A 15,272-nucleotide genomic window follows, 5' to 3' on the forward strand; every position below is an offset into this window, starting at 1 on the left:
GATAGTGCGGGTCAGCTCGGGCCGAGGATGAAGTTCCAGCTGCCGGCCCACACTGCTGCGGCCACCGCAGCCGCGGCGATCGCAGCGCCGAGGGCGATCAGCATCCATTCCGCCGCACCGAAAGGCGACGGACGCGCCCACGTCCGCACGACCGGAGCGCCGAATCCGCGCGCCTCCATGGCCGTCGACAGCTTCGATCCGCGCCGGATGGAGAGCACCAGCAGGGCGAAGGCCATGCCGAGGAAGCGCCGCAGCCGGCCCCGGTCGGCCACTCCTCGCGCACGTCGGGCGAGTTCGAGTGCGCGCCAGTCGTCGACGAAGAGCCCGACCATCCGGAGGGCCGCGAGGCCGCCCATCACGAAGCGCGCGGGCAGGCGCAGCACCTGGCCCAGCCCGTCGGCGAGGTCGGTCGGATCAACGGTCGCGAACAGCACCACCGAGGGCAGCGCGATCGCCAGCACGCGCAGCATCGTGGCCAGCGCCAGCTGCAGCGAGCCCTCGCTGACGTGGACGAGCAGCCAGTCGACGTAGACGGTGCCGCTGGGCTCGCCGTACAGCGCGATGGTCAGCGCGGTGAGCGGCGCGAGCAGCCAGACGATCCAGGTGCGCGCCCAGAACTCGCGCCAGCCCAGACCGGCGAAGGGGAACAGCATCAGCTCGAGCGCGAGCGCCGTGGCGGCGGACACCGCGTCGAGGGTGAGCACGAGAGGGAGCGTGAGCACGGCGGTGGCACCGAGCTTCGCGACCGGGTTGATCCGTGCGACCCGCCCTGTGCGGGCGTGCGCGTCGAGCAGGGTCACACCGGCACCCCCGCCATTTCGAAGCGACGGGCGTGGAGGGCCGCGGCGACGTCGAGATCGTGGGTGATGGCGACGATGGCGGTGCCGTCGGCGTCGTCCTGACCGTCGCGCAGAGCGGCGAGCATCGCGACGAGCTCGGCCCAGGTGCGGGCATCCTGCCCGAACGTGGGCTCGTCGAGGATCAGCACCCTCGGGCGGGTGGCGAGCGCCGCCGCGACGGTCAGCCGGCGCTTCTCACCACCCGACAGCGTGTAGGGGTTGGCCAGGGCGAGCCGGTCGAGGCGCAGTCGCTCGAGCAGATCGTCGACGCGCCGCCGCATCTCGCCGTCGTCCAGGCCCAGCGCGCGGGGTCCGACCTCGAGCTCATCGCGCACGGTGCGCCCGAGCAGCTGGTGCTCCGGCTCCTGGAAGACCATCCCCAGACGGGTGAGCAGCTGGCGCGACGCCCAGCGGATCGGCGTGCGCCCTGCACCGACCGCGAGCGGCTCGGTGGCCGTGAGATCTCCGGATGCTGCCGCCAGCAGTCCGGCGAGGGTCAGTCCGAGCGTCGACTTCCCCGCCCCGTTGGGCCCGGTGATCGCCAGGGCCTCTCCTGCACGCACGTCGAGGTCGATGCCGGAGGCCACCGCACGGCCCCGGACGCGCTCGACCGCGAGCGACCGGGCCTGCAGCAGCACCTGACCGGGCGCCCTGGCCGGGGCGGGAGGCGTCGGCGGCGGGAAGCCGGGGACCCAGACACCCTGCGCCGCGAGCCGCCGGCCTTCACGGCCGAGCACCTCGGCGGGGCTGCCGTCGGCGACCACCGCCGACGCGGCGCCGGAACCCGCACCGCCGAGCACGATGACCCTGTCGACGAGCGGCAGCCACACGTCGATCCGGTGCTCCACGACCACGAGCGTGGTGGCCCGCCTCTCGAGCAGCCGGGCGACCGCGTCGCGGACCTCGACGACACCCTCGGGGTCGAGGTTCGCCGTGGGCTCGTCGAGGAGCAGCAGGCCGGGGTGCATCGCGAGCGCGCCGGCGAGTGCGAGCCGCTGCTTCTGCCCGCCGGACAGCTCCTTCGTCGGGCGGTCCAGCGGCACGTCGAGGCCGACGGCGTCGAGAGCCTCCCGCACCCGCGGCCAGATCTGCGCGCGCGGCACGCCGAGGTTCTCGCACCCGAACGCCGCGTCGTCGCCCACGCGGGCGAGGATCACCTGGGCGTCGGGGTCCTGCAGCACGAGGCCGGCCCGTCCGCGCGCGGCGGACGCGGGCACCCCGCCGACGATCAGCTCACCGACCGCCTCACCCTCCTCCGCGCCGCCGAGCACACCGGCCAGCCCGTGCAGGAGGGTCGATTTGCCCGATCCGGAAGCGCCGAGCAGCAGCACCCGCTCGCCCGGCTCGATGCGGAAGGTGGCATCCTGCACCGCCCACGCCTTCCGGCTGGCATGGCGCCAGCCCCAGCCGCGGGCGTCGACCGCGGCGGGGGCCGGCACCGGCGAATCAGACACGCACGCGTGCGGCGCGGCCCGACGCGAAGCGGTCGAGCGCGCCCGTGGCGGCGAGACCTCGCGCGAGCAGCCAGGACAGCGCCCCGGCGATCAGCGCGCCCGAGATCGCGGTGCTCACGAGGTAGATCACCGTGAAGGCGGTGTCGGCGCCGGCGTACCAGAGGACGAGGTTGTTGATCCCGCCTGCGAGCGCCGCGCCCACGCCGGCCAGCATCGCGATCGGAAGGCTCCACCGCGCGTACAGGAAGATCAGGAACACCAGCTCGGCGCCGAGCCCCTGCACGAGACCGGCCTCGATGGTGAGGAACCCGCCCCAGGAGTTGCCCACCAGGGCTGACACGACCGCCGCGAGGGTCTCGGTGTAGACCGCGGCGCCCGGCTTGCGGATGATGAGCGCGCCGAGCACCCCGGCGAACAGCCACGGCCCGTCGAGCAGGCCCTGCAGTCCGGGCAGGAGCGGCTCCAGCAGGCTCTTCGGGCCGATGTACGCGACGTTCCAGAACAGGAAGATCAGCCCGGATGCGACGCCGATGACGCTGGCGACGACGATGTCGACGACCCGCCAGCGGAAGCGATCGGCGGTGGCTGCGCCCCGTGGCGACGTGGATGTGGACACGTGCATATTCACTCCTCCCTGCGCCGGCATGATCCGGATCAGGTTCGACGGTCGAAGCGTGGATCGCTTCCTCTCAGCCCGGCTCACCGGACTCCCGTGGTTTCGCGTTGAGTATAGCCCGCCCCGCACACGGTAATTTGGGCAGGTGACATCCGACGAGCCGCCGACGCGACGCGCGCTGCGGGAGCACGGCGACGCGGAGTCCGTCGAACCGGTGCTCGCCGACGCCGACCCCGAGACCATCGATCTGGGCACCCTTTTCGGCGAGCAGCGCGCCGAAGAAGAGGCGCCGGCACCGGCACCCGCCGCACCGGCACGCGCCGCCGCACCCGCACCGGCTCGCGACCCTCATCCGGTCGCGCTGTCCTGGGTCGACGAGGCCGCCGTCCAGCGGCCGCTCACCGACGCCGAGGTCGCCGCCGCCGCCTACCCGTACGTCCCGGTCACGGCCGATCTGCTCGCCGAGCAGGATGGCGGGCGCTCGTCCTGGGCGCGCCGCATCCTGCTCCCGCTCTCGATCGTCGTCGTCCTGGCCGGAACCTACGCCGCATCGACCCTGCTCTGGCCGCTCGACGCGGTCGCCCCGACGGCCGCGGCGGTCGAGGTCGCCACCGTGCCCGCCCCGCCCGCGGTGGTCGCGTGGCCGGAGGACGGCACGGCCGCGCTCCAGGTCGAGGGCACCGACGAGGTGCTCAGCTCGTCGACGGATGTCCGCTCGATCGCGAGCATCACCAAGGTCGTCACCGCGCTGCTCGTCCAGGAGGCGGCTCCGCTGCAGCCGGGCGACGAGGGCGACGCCTTCACCTTCACCTGGGCCGACAGCCAGGACTACTGGAGCTACCGCTACCGCGGCGAGTCCGCGCTCGACGTGCCCGTGGGCGGCACCCTCAGCCAGTTCCAGATGCTCGAGGGGATGCTGATCGGCTCGGCGAACAACTACGCGCACCGGCTCGCGGCCGAGTACTGGGACTCCGATGCGGAGTTCGTGACAGCCGCGAACGCTTGGCTGGCCGATCACGACGTCGACGGGGTCACGGTGACCGACCCGACCGGAATCGACGCCGGCAACACGGCGGACGCCGCATCCCTCGTCCGCCTCGGCGAGATCGCCATGGAAGACCCGGTGATCGCGGGGATCGTCGGCACCGAGGAGGTCACGCTTCCCGGGGCCGGCGTGGTCGAGAACACCAACGAGCTGCTCGCCGACCCCGGCGTGCTGGGCATCAAGACCGGATGGCTCGATTCCTTCAACCTGCTCTCCGCGGAGGAGATCGTCGTCGGCACGACGCCCGTGCGGATGTACGCCGCGGTGCTCGGCCAGCCGGACGAGGACTCCCGCTTCGACACCTCGCGCGAGCTGTACGACAGCGTGCAGGCGGAGCTCGTCTCGCGCAGGGCCGTGCCCGCCGGCACCGTCGCCGGCGCGGTGGAGACCGCGTGGGGCGAGGAGGTCGACGTGATCACGGCGACGGACGGCACGGCCATCCTGTGGAACGGCGAGAGCGCGACCGTCGCGCCGACGATGGAACTGGGCGATGCCGATGCCGAGGGCGATGTCGTCGGGACGATGTCGGTGGTCGGCCCCCTGAACTCGACCACGGTCGACCTCGTGCTCGCCGACGACGTCGAGGGGCCGGACGGATGGTGGCGCCTCACGCACCCGCTCCTGCTCTGGGGCATCACCGGCTGATCCGGCCCCGGATCGGGGTCAGACGAATCGCACCGTCTGCTGCAGTCGCGTCCGGGCGTCGAACAGCTCGTTGCCGCCGATCGACCGGGCACCCGTGATCCCCCGGCGCAGCACGGTCGACAGGGCGCTGCGCGAGGTGATCACGACGGGGGTGCCCCGCACCTTCCCGATCTCCTGGATCGGCTCGGGCACGTCCTCGTCGGGGAGCACGACGATGGCCCCGCTGAAGCGCACGCCCGCCGCGCGCGCCATCGCCCGCATCCGCGCCACGAGGGTCGCCACCGGGGCGCCGTCGACCCCCTCGCCGATGAGGTCGCCGCGCCGCACGCGCACGGGGCCGCCGAAGTCCTCCGACAGCACCCCGTAGAGGCCGCTCGGGCCGAGCACGATGTGGTCGAGCTTGCTGTCGGGGGCGGGATCCCGAGGCCCGGCGACGTCGTGCCAGACCGTGTAGCCGATGCCCAGATCGGCGACCACCCGCGCCGTCGCCTCCTCGGCGAGCGCGTCGGCGAGCATCCGCCTCAGCGCCACGGGAGCGGACCGGACCAGCGCAGGATCGTACGGGTCGGGGAGCTCGACGCCGCGGCCCGCCCACTCGCGGATCAGCGTGAGGTACCGCTCACGTCGCCAGCCGCCCGGGTGCCCGTGCGAGCGGGCGCGTGGGCGCGTGTCCGCGCGCGGCGCGGGGGCGCGCCACCCGGACCATTCGGGTGCAGGAGCGTCGGCGAAGCCGTGGCCGCGGTCGTAGGCGGCGCGCGATTCGGGGGTGCCGACGAGCTCCCACGCCCGCTGCACCTGGATGAACACCGCCGCATCCCCGCCGGTGTCGGGGTGGGTCTGGCGCTGGCGCAGGCGGTACGCCTTGCGCAGCGCGTCGTCGTCGACGTCCGGGGCGACCTCGAGCACGTCGTACGCCGACGCGGAGAGCGGGCTGTCGAACACGCCTACCCCCAGAGCGGCGTCTGCGGGACGAACGAGAGAGCGGATGCGGCAAGCCCCGCGGGCAGCTCGGCCACGCTCGCCGGCTGCCACCGTGGCGAGCGGTCCTTGTCGACCAGCTGGGCGCGGATGCCCTCGACGAGGTCGGGCTGGGTGTGCGCGAACCACATCACGAGGCCGTACTCCTGCGCCAGCGCGGCACGCAGGTCGGGCAGGGCGCGGGCGGCGCGGACCGCCGCGAGGGTCACGGCGAGCCCGGTGGGCGCGAGCTCGCCGAGCAGGTCCGCGGTGGCGTGCGCCTCCGGCTCGGGGCGGGCGCGCAGGCGGTCGACGATGTCCGCCACGGTGTCGGCCGAGAAGGCGTCGTCGATCCAGGGCCGTGCCGCGGCGAGCGCCGGCGGCGGCGGCGTTTCGTCGAACAGGAGGACGAGCTCGTTCGGCGTGGACGGATCGGCGCGCGTCTCGAGGGCGTCGCGCAGCCCCTCGAGCCGGTCCGCCGGGACGACGTGGTCGGCGAAGCCGGCGTACACGGCGTCGGACGCATCCATCGTCGCGCCGGTGAGCCCGAGGTACTCGCCGATCCGGCCGGGAGCGCGGCCCAGCAGCCACGTGCCCCCGACGTCGGGCGTGAAGCCGATGCGGGTCTCCGGCATCGCGAGGCGGGACCGCTCCGTCGCGACCCGGACGGCGGCGTGGCCGGCCAGCCCGATGCCTCCGCCCATCGTGATCCCGTCGGCGATCACCACCATCGGCTTCGGGTACGCGCCGATGCGCGCGTTGAGCGCGTATTCAGCCCGGAAGAACACCCCGACATCCTCCGCGTCGCCGCCCACGATCTGGTCGTAGAGGCCGCGGACGTCGCCCCCGGCGCACAGCCCGCGGTCACCGGCGCCGTCCAGCAGCACCACCTCGATGTCCGCGTCGTGCTCCCACTCGTCCAGCGCCGCCGACAGCTGCTCGATCATGCCGAGGTCGAGGGCGTTGATCGCTCGAGGCCGGTTGAGGGTGAGGTGCCCCAGCCCGCTCTCGCGGCGCACGAGGACGCGCGGCTCAGCGGCAGGGTGAGGTTCGGGCTCGGTCACGCGGGCAACGTTACCGTCCGAAACGAACGGGATGGATGACCGCGGGTCGGACGCGGTTTTCCGCCAGGATGGGAGGAACGACTCGCGATGGAGAGAGGTCCGTGATGTCTGACGGTGTGCTGGAGTTCACCGGCGTGACCAAGCGCTTCGGCGCGGTGGCCGCGGTCTCGGATTTCTCGGCGCGCGTGGAGCCGGGGGTCGTCACCGGCTTCCTGGGGCCGAACGGCGCAGGCAAGACCACGACGATGCGCATCCTCCTCGGCCTCGTCCGCGCCACCGGGGGCACCGCGACCATCGGCGGCGTGCCGTACGCGAAGCTTCAGCATCCGCTGCAGAGCGTCGGCGCCGTGCTCGAGTCGTCGAGCTTCCACCCCGGCCGCAGCGGGGCGAACCACCTCAAGGTGTACGCGCACGCCGCCGGGCTGCCCGTCTCGCGCGTCGACGAGGTGCTGGGCCTCGTCGGTCTGGCCGACGCCGCCGGACGCAAGGTCGGCGGCTACTCGCTCGGCATGCGCCAGCGTCTCGGGCTCGCCTTCGCCCTGCTCGGCGACCCCGGTGTGCTCGTGCTGGACGAGCCCACGAACGGGCTCGACCCCGAGGGCATCACCTGGATCCGCGGATTCCTCCGCCTGCTCGCCGCCGAGGGCCGGACGGTCTTCGTGTCGTCGCACCTGCTCGCCGAGGTGCAGCAGACGGTGGATGCGGCCCTGATCATCTCGCGTGGCCGGCTCGTTTACCAGGGCGCGCTGGAGGATCTCGCCGATCCGACCGAGTACACGACGGTCGTCGACGCCCCCGACCGCGACGCGCTCATGCAGGCGCTCACCGCACACGGTGCGAGCTTCGACGTGCTGCGCACGGGGCTGTCGGTGCGCGGATCGGGCGCCGCCGAGATCGGCGCGGTCGCCGCGCAGGCGGGCATCGCCCTCTCCGCCCTGCAGCGCCGAGGTCCGGCACTGGAGGAGGTCTTCTTCGAGCTCGTCAGCGGGGTGCGCGTGCATCCGAGCGCGACGAGCGGCGGGGATGCTGCGGCCCCGGCCGTGGAGCCGGAGCCCGCCGTGGACGAGGCCGAGGTTGCCGAGCCCGAGCCGGGGGTTGCCGAGCCGGAGACTCACGAGCCGGAGCCGGAGCCGGAGACGGAGGCGGAGGTGCCCGAGCCCGAGGCTGCCGAGCCCGAGGCTGCCGAGCCCGAGGCTGCCGAGCCCGAGGTTGCCGAACCCGAGGTCGAGATTCTCGAGCCCGAGGCGGAAGCGCCCGAGCCGGAGCCCGAGCCCGAGATCGCGGTCGAGCCGGAACCGGAACCGGAAGCGGACGTCGCGCCCGAGCCGGAGCCTGGTGGCGAGGAGTCGGAGGACGTCGACGAGGCGGAGGAGGTCGAGGAGGCCGAACCGCTCGACCGACCGTGGGAGTCGCACGAGAAGACGGAGTCGGACGTCGAGGCCGACCGCTTCTTCTCGTCGTTCGACGAGGACGCCGCACGCGCAGCCCGGGTGGCCGCAGACGAAGCCGCCGACCGCGAGGAAGGTGAGCAGCGATGAGCCTCGCGACCGCCGGACGCTCCGAGCTGACGAAGCAGTTCACCACCTCCATGTGGTGGGTGCTCGCGCTGGTGCTCCTTGTCTACATCGCCTTCACGGCCGCCGTCCTCGGGTTCGTGCTCTCGGCATCCGCCGCGGGCGATCTGCCGGGCAACGCCCCGCAGATCCCCGCGGACGGGCTTCCCGCGATCCTCTACAGCCTCGCCACCGCCGTCGGATACGTCTTCCCGCTGCTCGTGGGCACCTTCATGGTGACGACCGAGTTCCGCCACAAGACGCTCACCCCGACGTTCCTCGCGGTGCCGCGCCGCGGCGTGGTCCTGTCGGCGAAGGTGCTGGTCGGCGCCGCGATGGGCGTGCTCTTCGGAGTGATCGGCGTGATCGCCTCGGTCGGTCCGGGGGCAGGGCTGCTCGCGGCCTTCGGCCACGACACCGCCCTCGACGATCCCGACATCTGGGCGATGCTCGGGCGGATGGTCCTCGCCTTCGTGCTGTGGGTGCTCGTCGGCATCGGCGTCGGCGCACTCGTCCGCAATCAGGTCGGAGCGATCGTCGGCGTGCTGGTGTTCACCCAGTTCCTCGAGCCGATCGCCCGGACCGCCGCGGCCTTCGCCGAGAGCATCACGGCCGTGACCCGGTACCTGCCCGGCGCGGTCAGCGACGCGCTCGTCGGCGCGAGCGTCTTCGCCACTGCCGGACCCACCGGCGGGGCGGCCGTCGAAGAGCCGCTGGAATGGTGGGTCGGCGGCCTGGTGCTGCTCGGGTACGCCGTGGTCTTCCTGGTGCTCGGGCACCTGACCAGCTGGCGCCGCGACGTCAGCTGAGGCTAGGCGGTCGCCGGTCGGGGCGCGATGACGCGCGGCTTCGACGGCTTCCGCTGGGCCGCGGCGATGTCGGCGACATCCGCGGCCTCCTCCGGCACGTCCAGCCGCAGGGCGGTGACGAGCGCGAGTCCATGACGCGTCGTGAGGATGACGCGGTTCAGGTCTCCGGTCCCGTCGAGATCGATCACGACCCCGGGGCGGTGGCGACGGATGATCGCGAAGTCGTCTCCGCCCGCCGACTTCCACGTGCCCATCGCGACGATGCCGCGCAGGTGCGTGCCGGGGCTCGGGACTCCGCGCAGCCAGGTCCACCCGTCATCGGTGAGCTGGACCTTGGTGATGGTCGAGCGATCGATGACGATATTCCCGCGATGGAATGCGAGCACCCGCTCGGTGGCCGACAGCGCGATCTCCAGCTGCGTCGAGTCGAGCAGGAGGGTCACCATGCCCTCAGTCTGCCAGCGGCGCCCGGCGAGCGCAGGGGGTTTTGCTCACAGACCGACAACGATCGACGCGGCCCCGGCATCGCACACGGTGCAAGACTGGAGCGATGACTCTGCTCGAACCGGCGCAGGCCGTCGACGCGCACGCTGTCGACGCGGCGCTCGCCCGCGCCGAGTCCGGCGAGCGCCTCGGCGTCGACGACGCGGAAGCACTGCTGACAGCATCCGGATCCGATCTCGATCGGATGCTGCGCGCCGCCGCCGCCGTGCGCGACGCCGGTCTGGCCGCCGCCGGCCGGCCCGGCGTGATGACCTACTCGCGCAAGGTGTTCGTGCCCCTGACGACCCTGTGCCGCGACCGCTGCCACTACTGCGTGTTCGTCGACACCCCCGGGCAGCTGCTGAAGAAGCAGAAGCCCGCGTACATGTCGCCCGAGCAGGTGCTCGCCGTCGTGCGGCAGGGCGAGGCGATGGGGTGCAAGGAGGTGCTGCTCACGCTCGGCGACCGTCCGGAGGAGCGCTGGCCCGAGGCGCGCGCCTGGCTCGACGAGCACGGCTACGCCTCGACGCTCGAATACGTCGGTGCCATCGCGCGGCTCATCACCGCGGAGACCGGACTGCTCGCCCACCTGAACCCGGGGGTCATGTCGGCCGACGAGCTCGCCGTCCTGCGGCCGACGGCGCCGTCGATGGGCATGATGCTCGAGACCACGTCGCGGCGGCTGTTCGAGGAGCCGGGTCAGGTGCACCACGGATCGCCCGACAAGGATCCCGCCGTCCGGCTGCAGGTGCTCGAGGATGCGGGGCGCCTGCGCATCCCGTTCACGACGGGAGTGCTCGTGGGCATCGGCGAGACGCTGCGCGACCGGGCCGAGTCCCTCGTCGCGCTGCGCGACGCGCACGAGCGCCACGGTCACCTGCAGGAGATCATCGTGCAGAACTTCCGTGCGAAGCCGAAGACCGCGATGCAGGGTGCGCCCGACGCCACGGTGATCGAATACGTCGCGGCGGTCGCGACAGCGCGTCTCGTGATGGGGCCGCGGATGCGGATCCAGGTGCCGCCGAACCTGTCCGACCCGGCCGAGCTCGACCTGCTGGTGCGGGCGGGGGCGGACGACTGGGGCGGGGTGTCTCCCCTGACGGCCGACCACGTCAACCCGGAGCGCCCGTGGCCGCAGCTGGATGACCTCGCCGCGCGCACCGCGGCACTCGGCTTCGAGCTGCGCGAGCGGCTCACCGCGCACCCCGAGTACATCGCCGATGCCGGCACCTGGATCGACGAGGACCTGCACAGCCCGGTCGCCGCGCTGGCCGACCCCGCGACGGGCCTCGCGGCCGAAGGCCGGTCGGCACGTTTCGTCTCGCTCCGCTCGCTCAACGAGCCGCAGGGGGACACCACTCCCGGCCCGTTGAGCGACGAGCGCAGCGAGGAGACGAAACGCCGCGAGCTCAGCGCACACCTCCCCTCCCTCGCCGAGCGGGCGGCAGCAGACCCTGGCAGCCTCGACGACGCCGAATGGGTCGCCCTGCTCGAGGCGACCGGCGCCGATCTCGACGCGCTCACGGCCACCGCCGACGATGTGCGCCGCTACACCGTCGGCGAGGCGATCAGCCTCGTGGTCAACCGCAACCTCACCTCCAGCGGGTTCCGCAGCACCCCGGAAGCCGACCCCGCGACGTTCACCCTCGGCGAGGTCGCCGCCATCGCCCGCGACGCCGCCGACCTCGGCGCCACGGAGCTCTGCGTGCAGGGGCTCCTCCCGCCGGACGAGGACCCGGACGCCTACCTCGACATCATCCGGTCCGCACGGGCGGCTGCACCGAGCCTGCACCTCCACGCCTACCGCCCGCAGGACGTGCGCGATCTCGCCGACCGCGGCGGTCTCGGCCTCGACGGCGCGCTCGGCGCCCTGCGCGCGGCCGGCGTCGACACCGTCCCCGGCACCGGCCTGAAGGTGCTCAGCGAGCGGGTGCGCGCGCTCGTCGCTCCGGGCGACCTCGAGATCGACCGCTGGGTCGAGGGCATCACGGCCGCGCACCTGGCCGGTCTCCGCTCGACGAGCGTGCTGTTCTACGGCCACGTCGAGACCGCCGCCGAGCGCATCGCGCACCTGCGCGGGCTCCGCGAGATCCAGTCGGCGACCGGAGGCTTCACCGAGTTCGTCCCCATCCCCCTGCCCGGCCCCGCCGGCGGTGTCCCCCTCGTCACCGGGCGTGCGCCGCTCGACGAGCACCGCGCGATGGTCGCGGTCTCGCGGCTGCTGCTGAGCGGCAGCATCCCGCACATCCAGATCCCCTGGACGCGGGTGGGGCTGCCCGCCGCGGCTGCGCTGCTGCGCGCGGGCGGCGACGACCTCGGCGGCACGCTGCTCGACGGCCGCGTCAAGCCCGAGGCCGGGATCGAGCACGGTCTCGAACTGCCCGTGCGCGATGCCGCCGCCCTCGCCACCAGGATGTTCCGGCCGTTCCGGCTGCGCTCGACCGACTACCGCACGCTCGGGACGGCCTCATGACCGGGCGCGTCGAGGTCGCGATCGTCGGTGCCGGGTTCGCCGGCATCGGCATGGCACTGGCGCTCCAGCGCGCCGGCCGCGAGTCGTTCGTCGTGCTGGAGCGGGCAGCATCCGTCGGCGGCACATGGCGCGAGAACGTCTACCCCGGCGTCGCCTGCGACGTGCCGAGCCACCTGTACGGCTTCGCCACGCACCCGCACCCGCACTGGTCCGGCCTCTACGCGCGCGGGGACGAGATCCACCGCTACCTGCAGGACGTCGCCGCCGGCGCCGGCCTCGGCGGGCGGCTGCGCCTGAGCACCCCGCTGCTGCAGGCGCGATGGGATGCTGCCGCCGCGGCCTGGCAGCTCGACACCCCCGACGGCGCGCTCACCGCGGAGACGCTGGTGCTCGCCTGCGGCCGGCTGACCGAGCCGCAGATCCCCGAGATCTCCGGACTGGAGACCTTCCCCGGGCCGCTGTTCCACTCCGCGCGGTGGGACCAGGACGCCGACCTCCGCGGAGCGCGGGTCGCGGTCGTGGGCACCGGCGCGAGCGCCGTGCAGCTCGTGCCCGAGCTCGCCCGCACGGCCGGACACGTGACGCTGTTCCAGCGGACACCGGCCTGGATCGTGCCGCGCGGAGCCGTGGCCTACTCCGACGCCGATCGTGCGGGGTTCGCCGCCGACCCGGCTGTACTGGCCGCGCTGCGCGCAGATCTGTACGCCGAGGGCGAGGCCCGGTTCGCGTCGCGCTCGGGCGACCCGGTCGCCGCGGCCGACGCGCGGGCGGTGGCACTCGCGCACCTGCACGCGCAGGTCGAGGACCCGGCGCTGCGCGCCGCACTCACCCCCGACTACGCCTTCGGCTGCAAGCGCGTCCTCCTCTCGGACGCCTTCTACCCCGCCGTCGCGTCCACCGCCGTGACACTCGAGCCGCACGCGCTGACCGCGGTCGAGGGTCGCACGCTCGTCGCCGCGAACGGGACCCGCCACGAGGTCGATGCGGTCGTGCTCGCCACCGGCTTCGCGTCGACCCGGCAGCCCTACGCCGATCTCGTGCACGGTGAGGCGCAGACCCTCGCCGACCACTGGTCGACCGGCATGACGTCGTTCGCCTCCACCGTGGTCGCCGGGTTCCCGAACATGTTCGTGCTGAACGGCCCGAACGCCTCGCTCGGGCACAGCTCGTCCGTGCTCATGATGGAGGAGCAGGCGTCCTACGTCGTGCGGGCGCTGGCCCACGGCGACCAGGAGGGGATGCCGGTCCGCCGCGTCCGCCCGGAAGCCGAGCAGGCCTACACCGACGAGATCGCGGTCGCCGCAGCATCCACTCCCTGGATCGCCGGCGGCTGCCACAACTGGTACGTCGACGAGCGATCCGGCCGCCTCGCGCTGCTCTGGCCCGGCACCGTCGACGCGTTCCGCGCGCGCCTCGCAGCCGCCGACGGCGCCGAATTCCTCTCCACCCCCACGCCCGCGACGCTCGGAGGCATCCCATGACCGATCACGCTGTCCCCCTGCGGTTCGGCTACAAGGCGTCGGCCGAGCAGTTCGGTCCCACCGAGCTGCTCGACTACGCGATCCTCGCTGAGGAGGTCGGGTTCGACTCCGTCTTCATCTCCGACCACCTGCAGCCGTGGCTCCACGAGGGCGGTCATGCCCCCGCATCCGTCCCCTGGCTCGGCGCGCTCGGCGCCCGCACGTCGAAGGTGCTCATCGGCACCTCGGTGCTGACCCCCACCTTCCGCTACAACCCCACCGTGGTCGCGCAGGACTTCGCGACGCTCGGGGTGATGTACCCGGGGCGGGTGATCCTCGGGGTCGGCACCGGCGAGGCGCTCAACGAGGCCAACCTCGGCATCGCCTGGCCCGACCCGCCCGAGCGGTTCCAGCGGCTGAAGGAGGCGATCGGCCTCATCCGCCGGCTCTGGTCGGAAGACCGGGTGAACTTCGACGGCACCTACTACCAGGCGCGCAACATCACGATCTACGACAAGATGGACGCCCCGGTCCCGATCTACATCGGCGCCGCCGGCCCCGCCGCGACGCGACTGGCCGGGCGCATCGCGGACGGGTTCATCACCACCAGCGGCAAGAAGCGCGAGCTGTACACCGACACGCTGCTGCCCGCGCTGCACGAGGGGCTGCAGAAGGCCGACCGGCCGGCCGATGCCATCGACACGCTCATCGAAGTGAAGGTCTCGCTCGACCGCACGATCGCCGACGCGCAGGAGAAGACCCGATTCTGGGCACCGCTCGCGCTGAGCCCCGACGAGAAGATGGGCGTCGACGACCCCATCGAGATGCAGCGGCTCGGTGAGGAGCTCCCCATCGAGCGTGCCGCGTCGCGGTTCATCGTGTCGGAGGACCCCGACGAGCACGTGGAGCGCATCAGCTGGTACATCGAGCTGGGCTTCCGTCACCTGGTGTTCCACGACCCCGGGCACGACCAGGGCGCGTTCCTGCGGATGTACGGCAAGGAGATCCTGCCGCGCCTGCGCGCGCGGTACGGCGCGTGAGCGGGGGCGACTGGGTCGTCGTCGTACCGGTCAAGCCGGCGGCGGCCGGCAAGACCCGGCTCGAGGTCCCCGGCATCGACCGGGTCGCGCTGGCCCGGGCCATCGCGCTCGACACGATCGCCGCGGCCACGGCGTGCGACGAGGTGGGCCAGGTGATCGTCGTCTCCGACGACGCGGCGCTGCCACTGCAGGCGGCGGGCATCCCGGGACTGCGGTTCGTGAGTGAGACCGAGCCGGACGGTTCGGTGCCGCTCGCCGCGGCCACGGCGCGCGCGGACGGCGGCAGCCGCCTCGACGCGGCGGTCGCGGTCGGCATCGCGGCCGCCGGTGAGCGACCGAGAGCGGCGCTGCTCGGCGACCTTCCCGCGCTGCGACCGGATGACCTGGCGGCGGCGCTGCGCGCGGCCACGGCACATGACCGGACCGTGGTGGCGGATGCCGAGGGCACCGGCTCGACCCTCCTCACCTCCGCGGCCGGCGTGCCGTGGCGCTCGTCCTTCGGCGACGGCTCGTTCGTCCGGCACCTCGACCTCGGCTTCGTCGCCCTCGACCTCCCGGATGCGTCGACGCTGCGCCGCGACGTCGACACCGCCGCGCAGCTCGCCGAGGCCTGGGCGCTCGGCCTCGGCCCCCGCACCGCCGCGCTGCTCCCCTGAGCCCCGGGGCCCGGTTCCTGAGGCCCCCGGACCCGGGCCCTGAGGCGTGCAGCGGCATCCCCCGTCCCTCCGCTCACCTGTCGCAATCTGCATCCAGACCCGCACTCTGCGACAGGTGAGCGAACGGAGTCGGGCTCAGGAGCAGGGCGGTGCGGGCCGCACACCGCACTCCGGGGGG

At 73.3% G+C, this 15,272-nt stretch carries 13 protein-coding genes and 1 riboswitch; of the genes, 7 read left to right on the plus strand and 6 right to left on the minus strand.

Translation table 11 applies throughout. From position 1 onward, the window contains the following. Positions 1–11: 11 nt before the first annotated feature. The 3 genes from Microterr_RS13970 to Microterr_RS13980 form a co-directional block, all read right to left on the minus strand. Positions 12–800, minus strand: a complete 789-nt coding sequence (locus Microterr_RS13970; RefSeq protein ID WP_263797264.1) for an energy-coupling factor transporter transmembrane component T family protein — start codon at positions 798–800, stop codon at positions 12–14. Further along, positions 797–2,278, minus strand: a complete 1,482-nt coding sequence (locus Microterr_RS13975) for an ABC transporter ATP-binding protein (RefSeq protein ID WP_263797263.1) — start codon at positions 2,276–2,278, stop codon at positions 797–799. Before Microterr_RS13975 ends, Microterr_RS13970 begins: the two co-directional genes overlap by 4 nt. A gap of 7 nt (positions 2,279–2,285) precedes the next feature. Further along, positions 2,286–2,915, minus strand: a complete 630-nt coding sequence (locus Microterr_RS13980) for an ECF transporter S component (protein ID WP_263797261.1) — start codon at positions 2,913–2,915, stop codon at positions 2,286–2,288. Continuing rightward, positions 2,908–3,017: riboswitch (TPP riboswitch) on the minus strand. It overlaps the preceding gene by 8 nt. Positions 3,018–3,054: 37 nt before the next feature. Here Microterr_RS13980 and Microterr_RS13985 point away from each other — a divergent pair. After that, positions 3,055–4,599 (plus strand): D-alanyl-D-alanine carboxypeptidase family protein, encoded by a 1,545-nt coding sequence (locus tag Microterr_RS13985; RefSeq protein ID WP_263797259.1) that lies wholly within the window; start codon positions 3,055–3,057, stop codon positions 4,597–4,599. Between the two features lie 18 nt (positions 4,600–4,617). On the opposite strand, the gene Microterr_RS13990 is transcribed toward Microterr_RS13985, so the two are convergent. After that, a complete protein-coding gene (locus tag Microterr_RS13990; RefSeq protein ID WP_263797256.1) occupies positions 4,618–5,541 on the minus strand; it encodes a J domain-containing protein in 924 nt (307 codons plus the stop codon). 2 nt (positions 5,542–5,543) lie between these two features. After that, positions 5,544–6,620 carry an enoyl-CoA hydratase/isomerase family protein gene (locus Microterr_RS13995; RefSeq protein ID WP_263797254.1) on the minus strand — a complete coding sequence of 359 codons (1,077 nt, stop codon included), beginning with the start codon at positions 6,618–6,620 and terminating at the stop codon, positions 5,544–5,546. Between the two features lie 104 nt (positions 6,621–6,724). Here Microterr_RS13995 and Microterr_RS14000 point away from each other — a divergent pair, with 104 nt between their 5' ends. Together Microterr_RS14000 and Microterr_RS14005 are read left to right on the plus strand one after the other, a co-directional pair. After that, a complete protein-coding gene (locus tag Microterr_RS14000; RefSeq protein WP_263797252.1) occupies positions 6,725–8,158 on the plus strand; it encodes an ATP-binding cassette domain-containing protein in 1,434 nt (477 codons plus the stop codon). After that, the gene (locus tag Microterr_RS14005) at positions 8,155–8,982 is read left to right on the plus strand and encodes an ABC transporter permease (protein ID WP_263797250.1); all 828 of its coding nucleotides are present in this window, start codon (positions 8,155–8,157) and stop codon (positions 8,980–8,982) included. The genes Microterr_RS14000 and Microterr_RS14005 overlap by 4 nt, the downstream gene beginning before the upstream one ends. A 2-nt stretch (positions 8,983–8,984) precedes the next feature. On the opposite strand, the gene Microterr_RS14010 is transcribed toward Microterr_RS14005, so the two are convergent. Then, the gene (locus tag Microterr_RS14010) at positions 8,985–9,428 is read right to left on the minus strand and encodes a hypothetical protein (protein WP_263797248.1); all 444 of its coding nucleotides are present in this window, start codon (positions 9,426–9,428) and stop codon (positions 8,985–8,987) included. Positions 9,429–9,532: 104 nt separating this feature from the next. On the opposite strand from Microterr_RS14010, the gene cofG reads away from it, so the two are divergent. From cofG to cofC, 4 genes are read left to right on the plus strand one after another with little or no spacing between them, the layout of a single operon-like run. Continuing rightward, on the plus strand, positions 9,533–11,938 hold the full coding sequence (cofG, locus tag Microterr_RS14015; protein ID WP_263797247.1) for a 7,8-didemethyl-8-hydroxy-5-deazariboflavin synthase CofG: 2,406 nt from the start codon (positions 9,533–9,535) through the stop codon (positions 11,936–11,938). Further along, positions 11,935–13,419 (plus strand): flavin-containing monooxygenase, encoded by a 1,485-nt coding sequence (locus Microterr_RS14020; RefSeq protein ID WP_263797245.1) that lies wholly within the window; start codon positions 11,935–11,937, stop codon positions 13,417–13,419. The genes cofG and Microterr_RS14020 overlap by 4 nt, the downstream gene beginning before the upstream one ends. Continuing rightward, positions 13,416–14,438 carry a glucose-6-phosphate dehydrogenase (coenzyme-F420) gene (gene fgd / locus Microterr_RS14025; protein WP_263797243.1) on the plus strand — a complete coding sequence of 341 codons (1,023 nt, stop codon included), beginning with the start codon at positions 13,416–13,418 and terminating at the stop codon, positions 14,436–14,438. The genes Microterr_RS14020 and fgd overlap by 4 nt, the downstream gene beginning before the upstream one ends. Further along, complete coding sequence (cofC, locus tag Microterr_RS14030) at positions 14,435–15,094, plus strand: 2-phospho-L-lactate guanylyltransferase (RefSeq protein WP_263797241.1); 660 nt, start codon at positions 14,435–14,437, stop codon at positions 15,092–15,094. Before fgd ends, cofC begins: the two co-directional genes overlap by 4 nt. The last annotated feature ends 178 nt before the right edge of the window (positions 15,095–15,272 follow it).

Source organism: Microbacterium terricola, assembly GCF_027943945.1.
GTDB classification, from domain to species: domain Bacteria; phylum Actinomycetota; class Actinomycetes; order Actinomycetales; family Microbacteriaceae; genus Microbacterium; species Microbacterium terricola.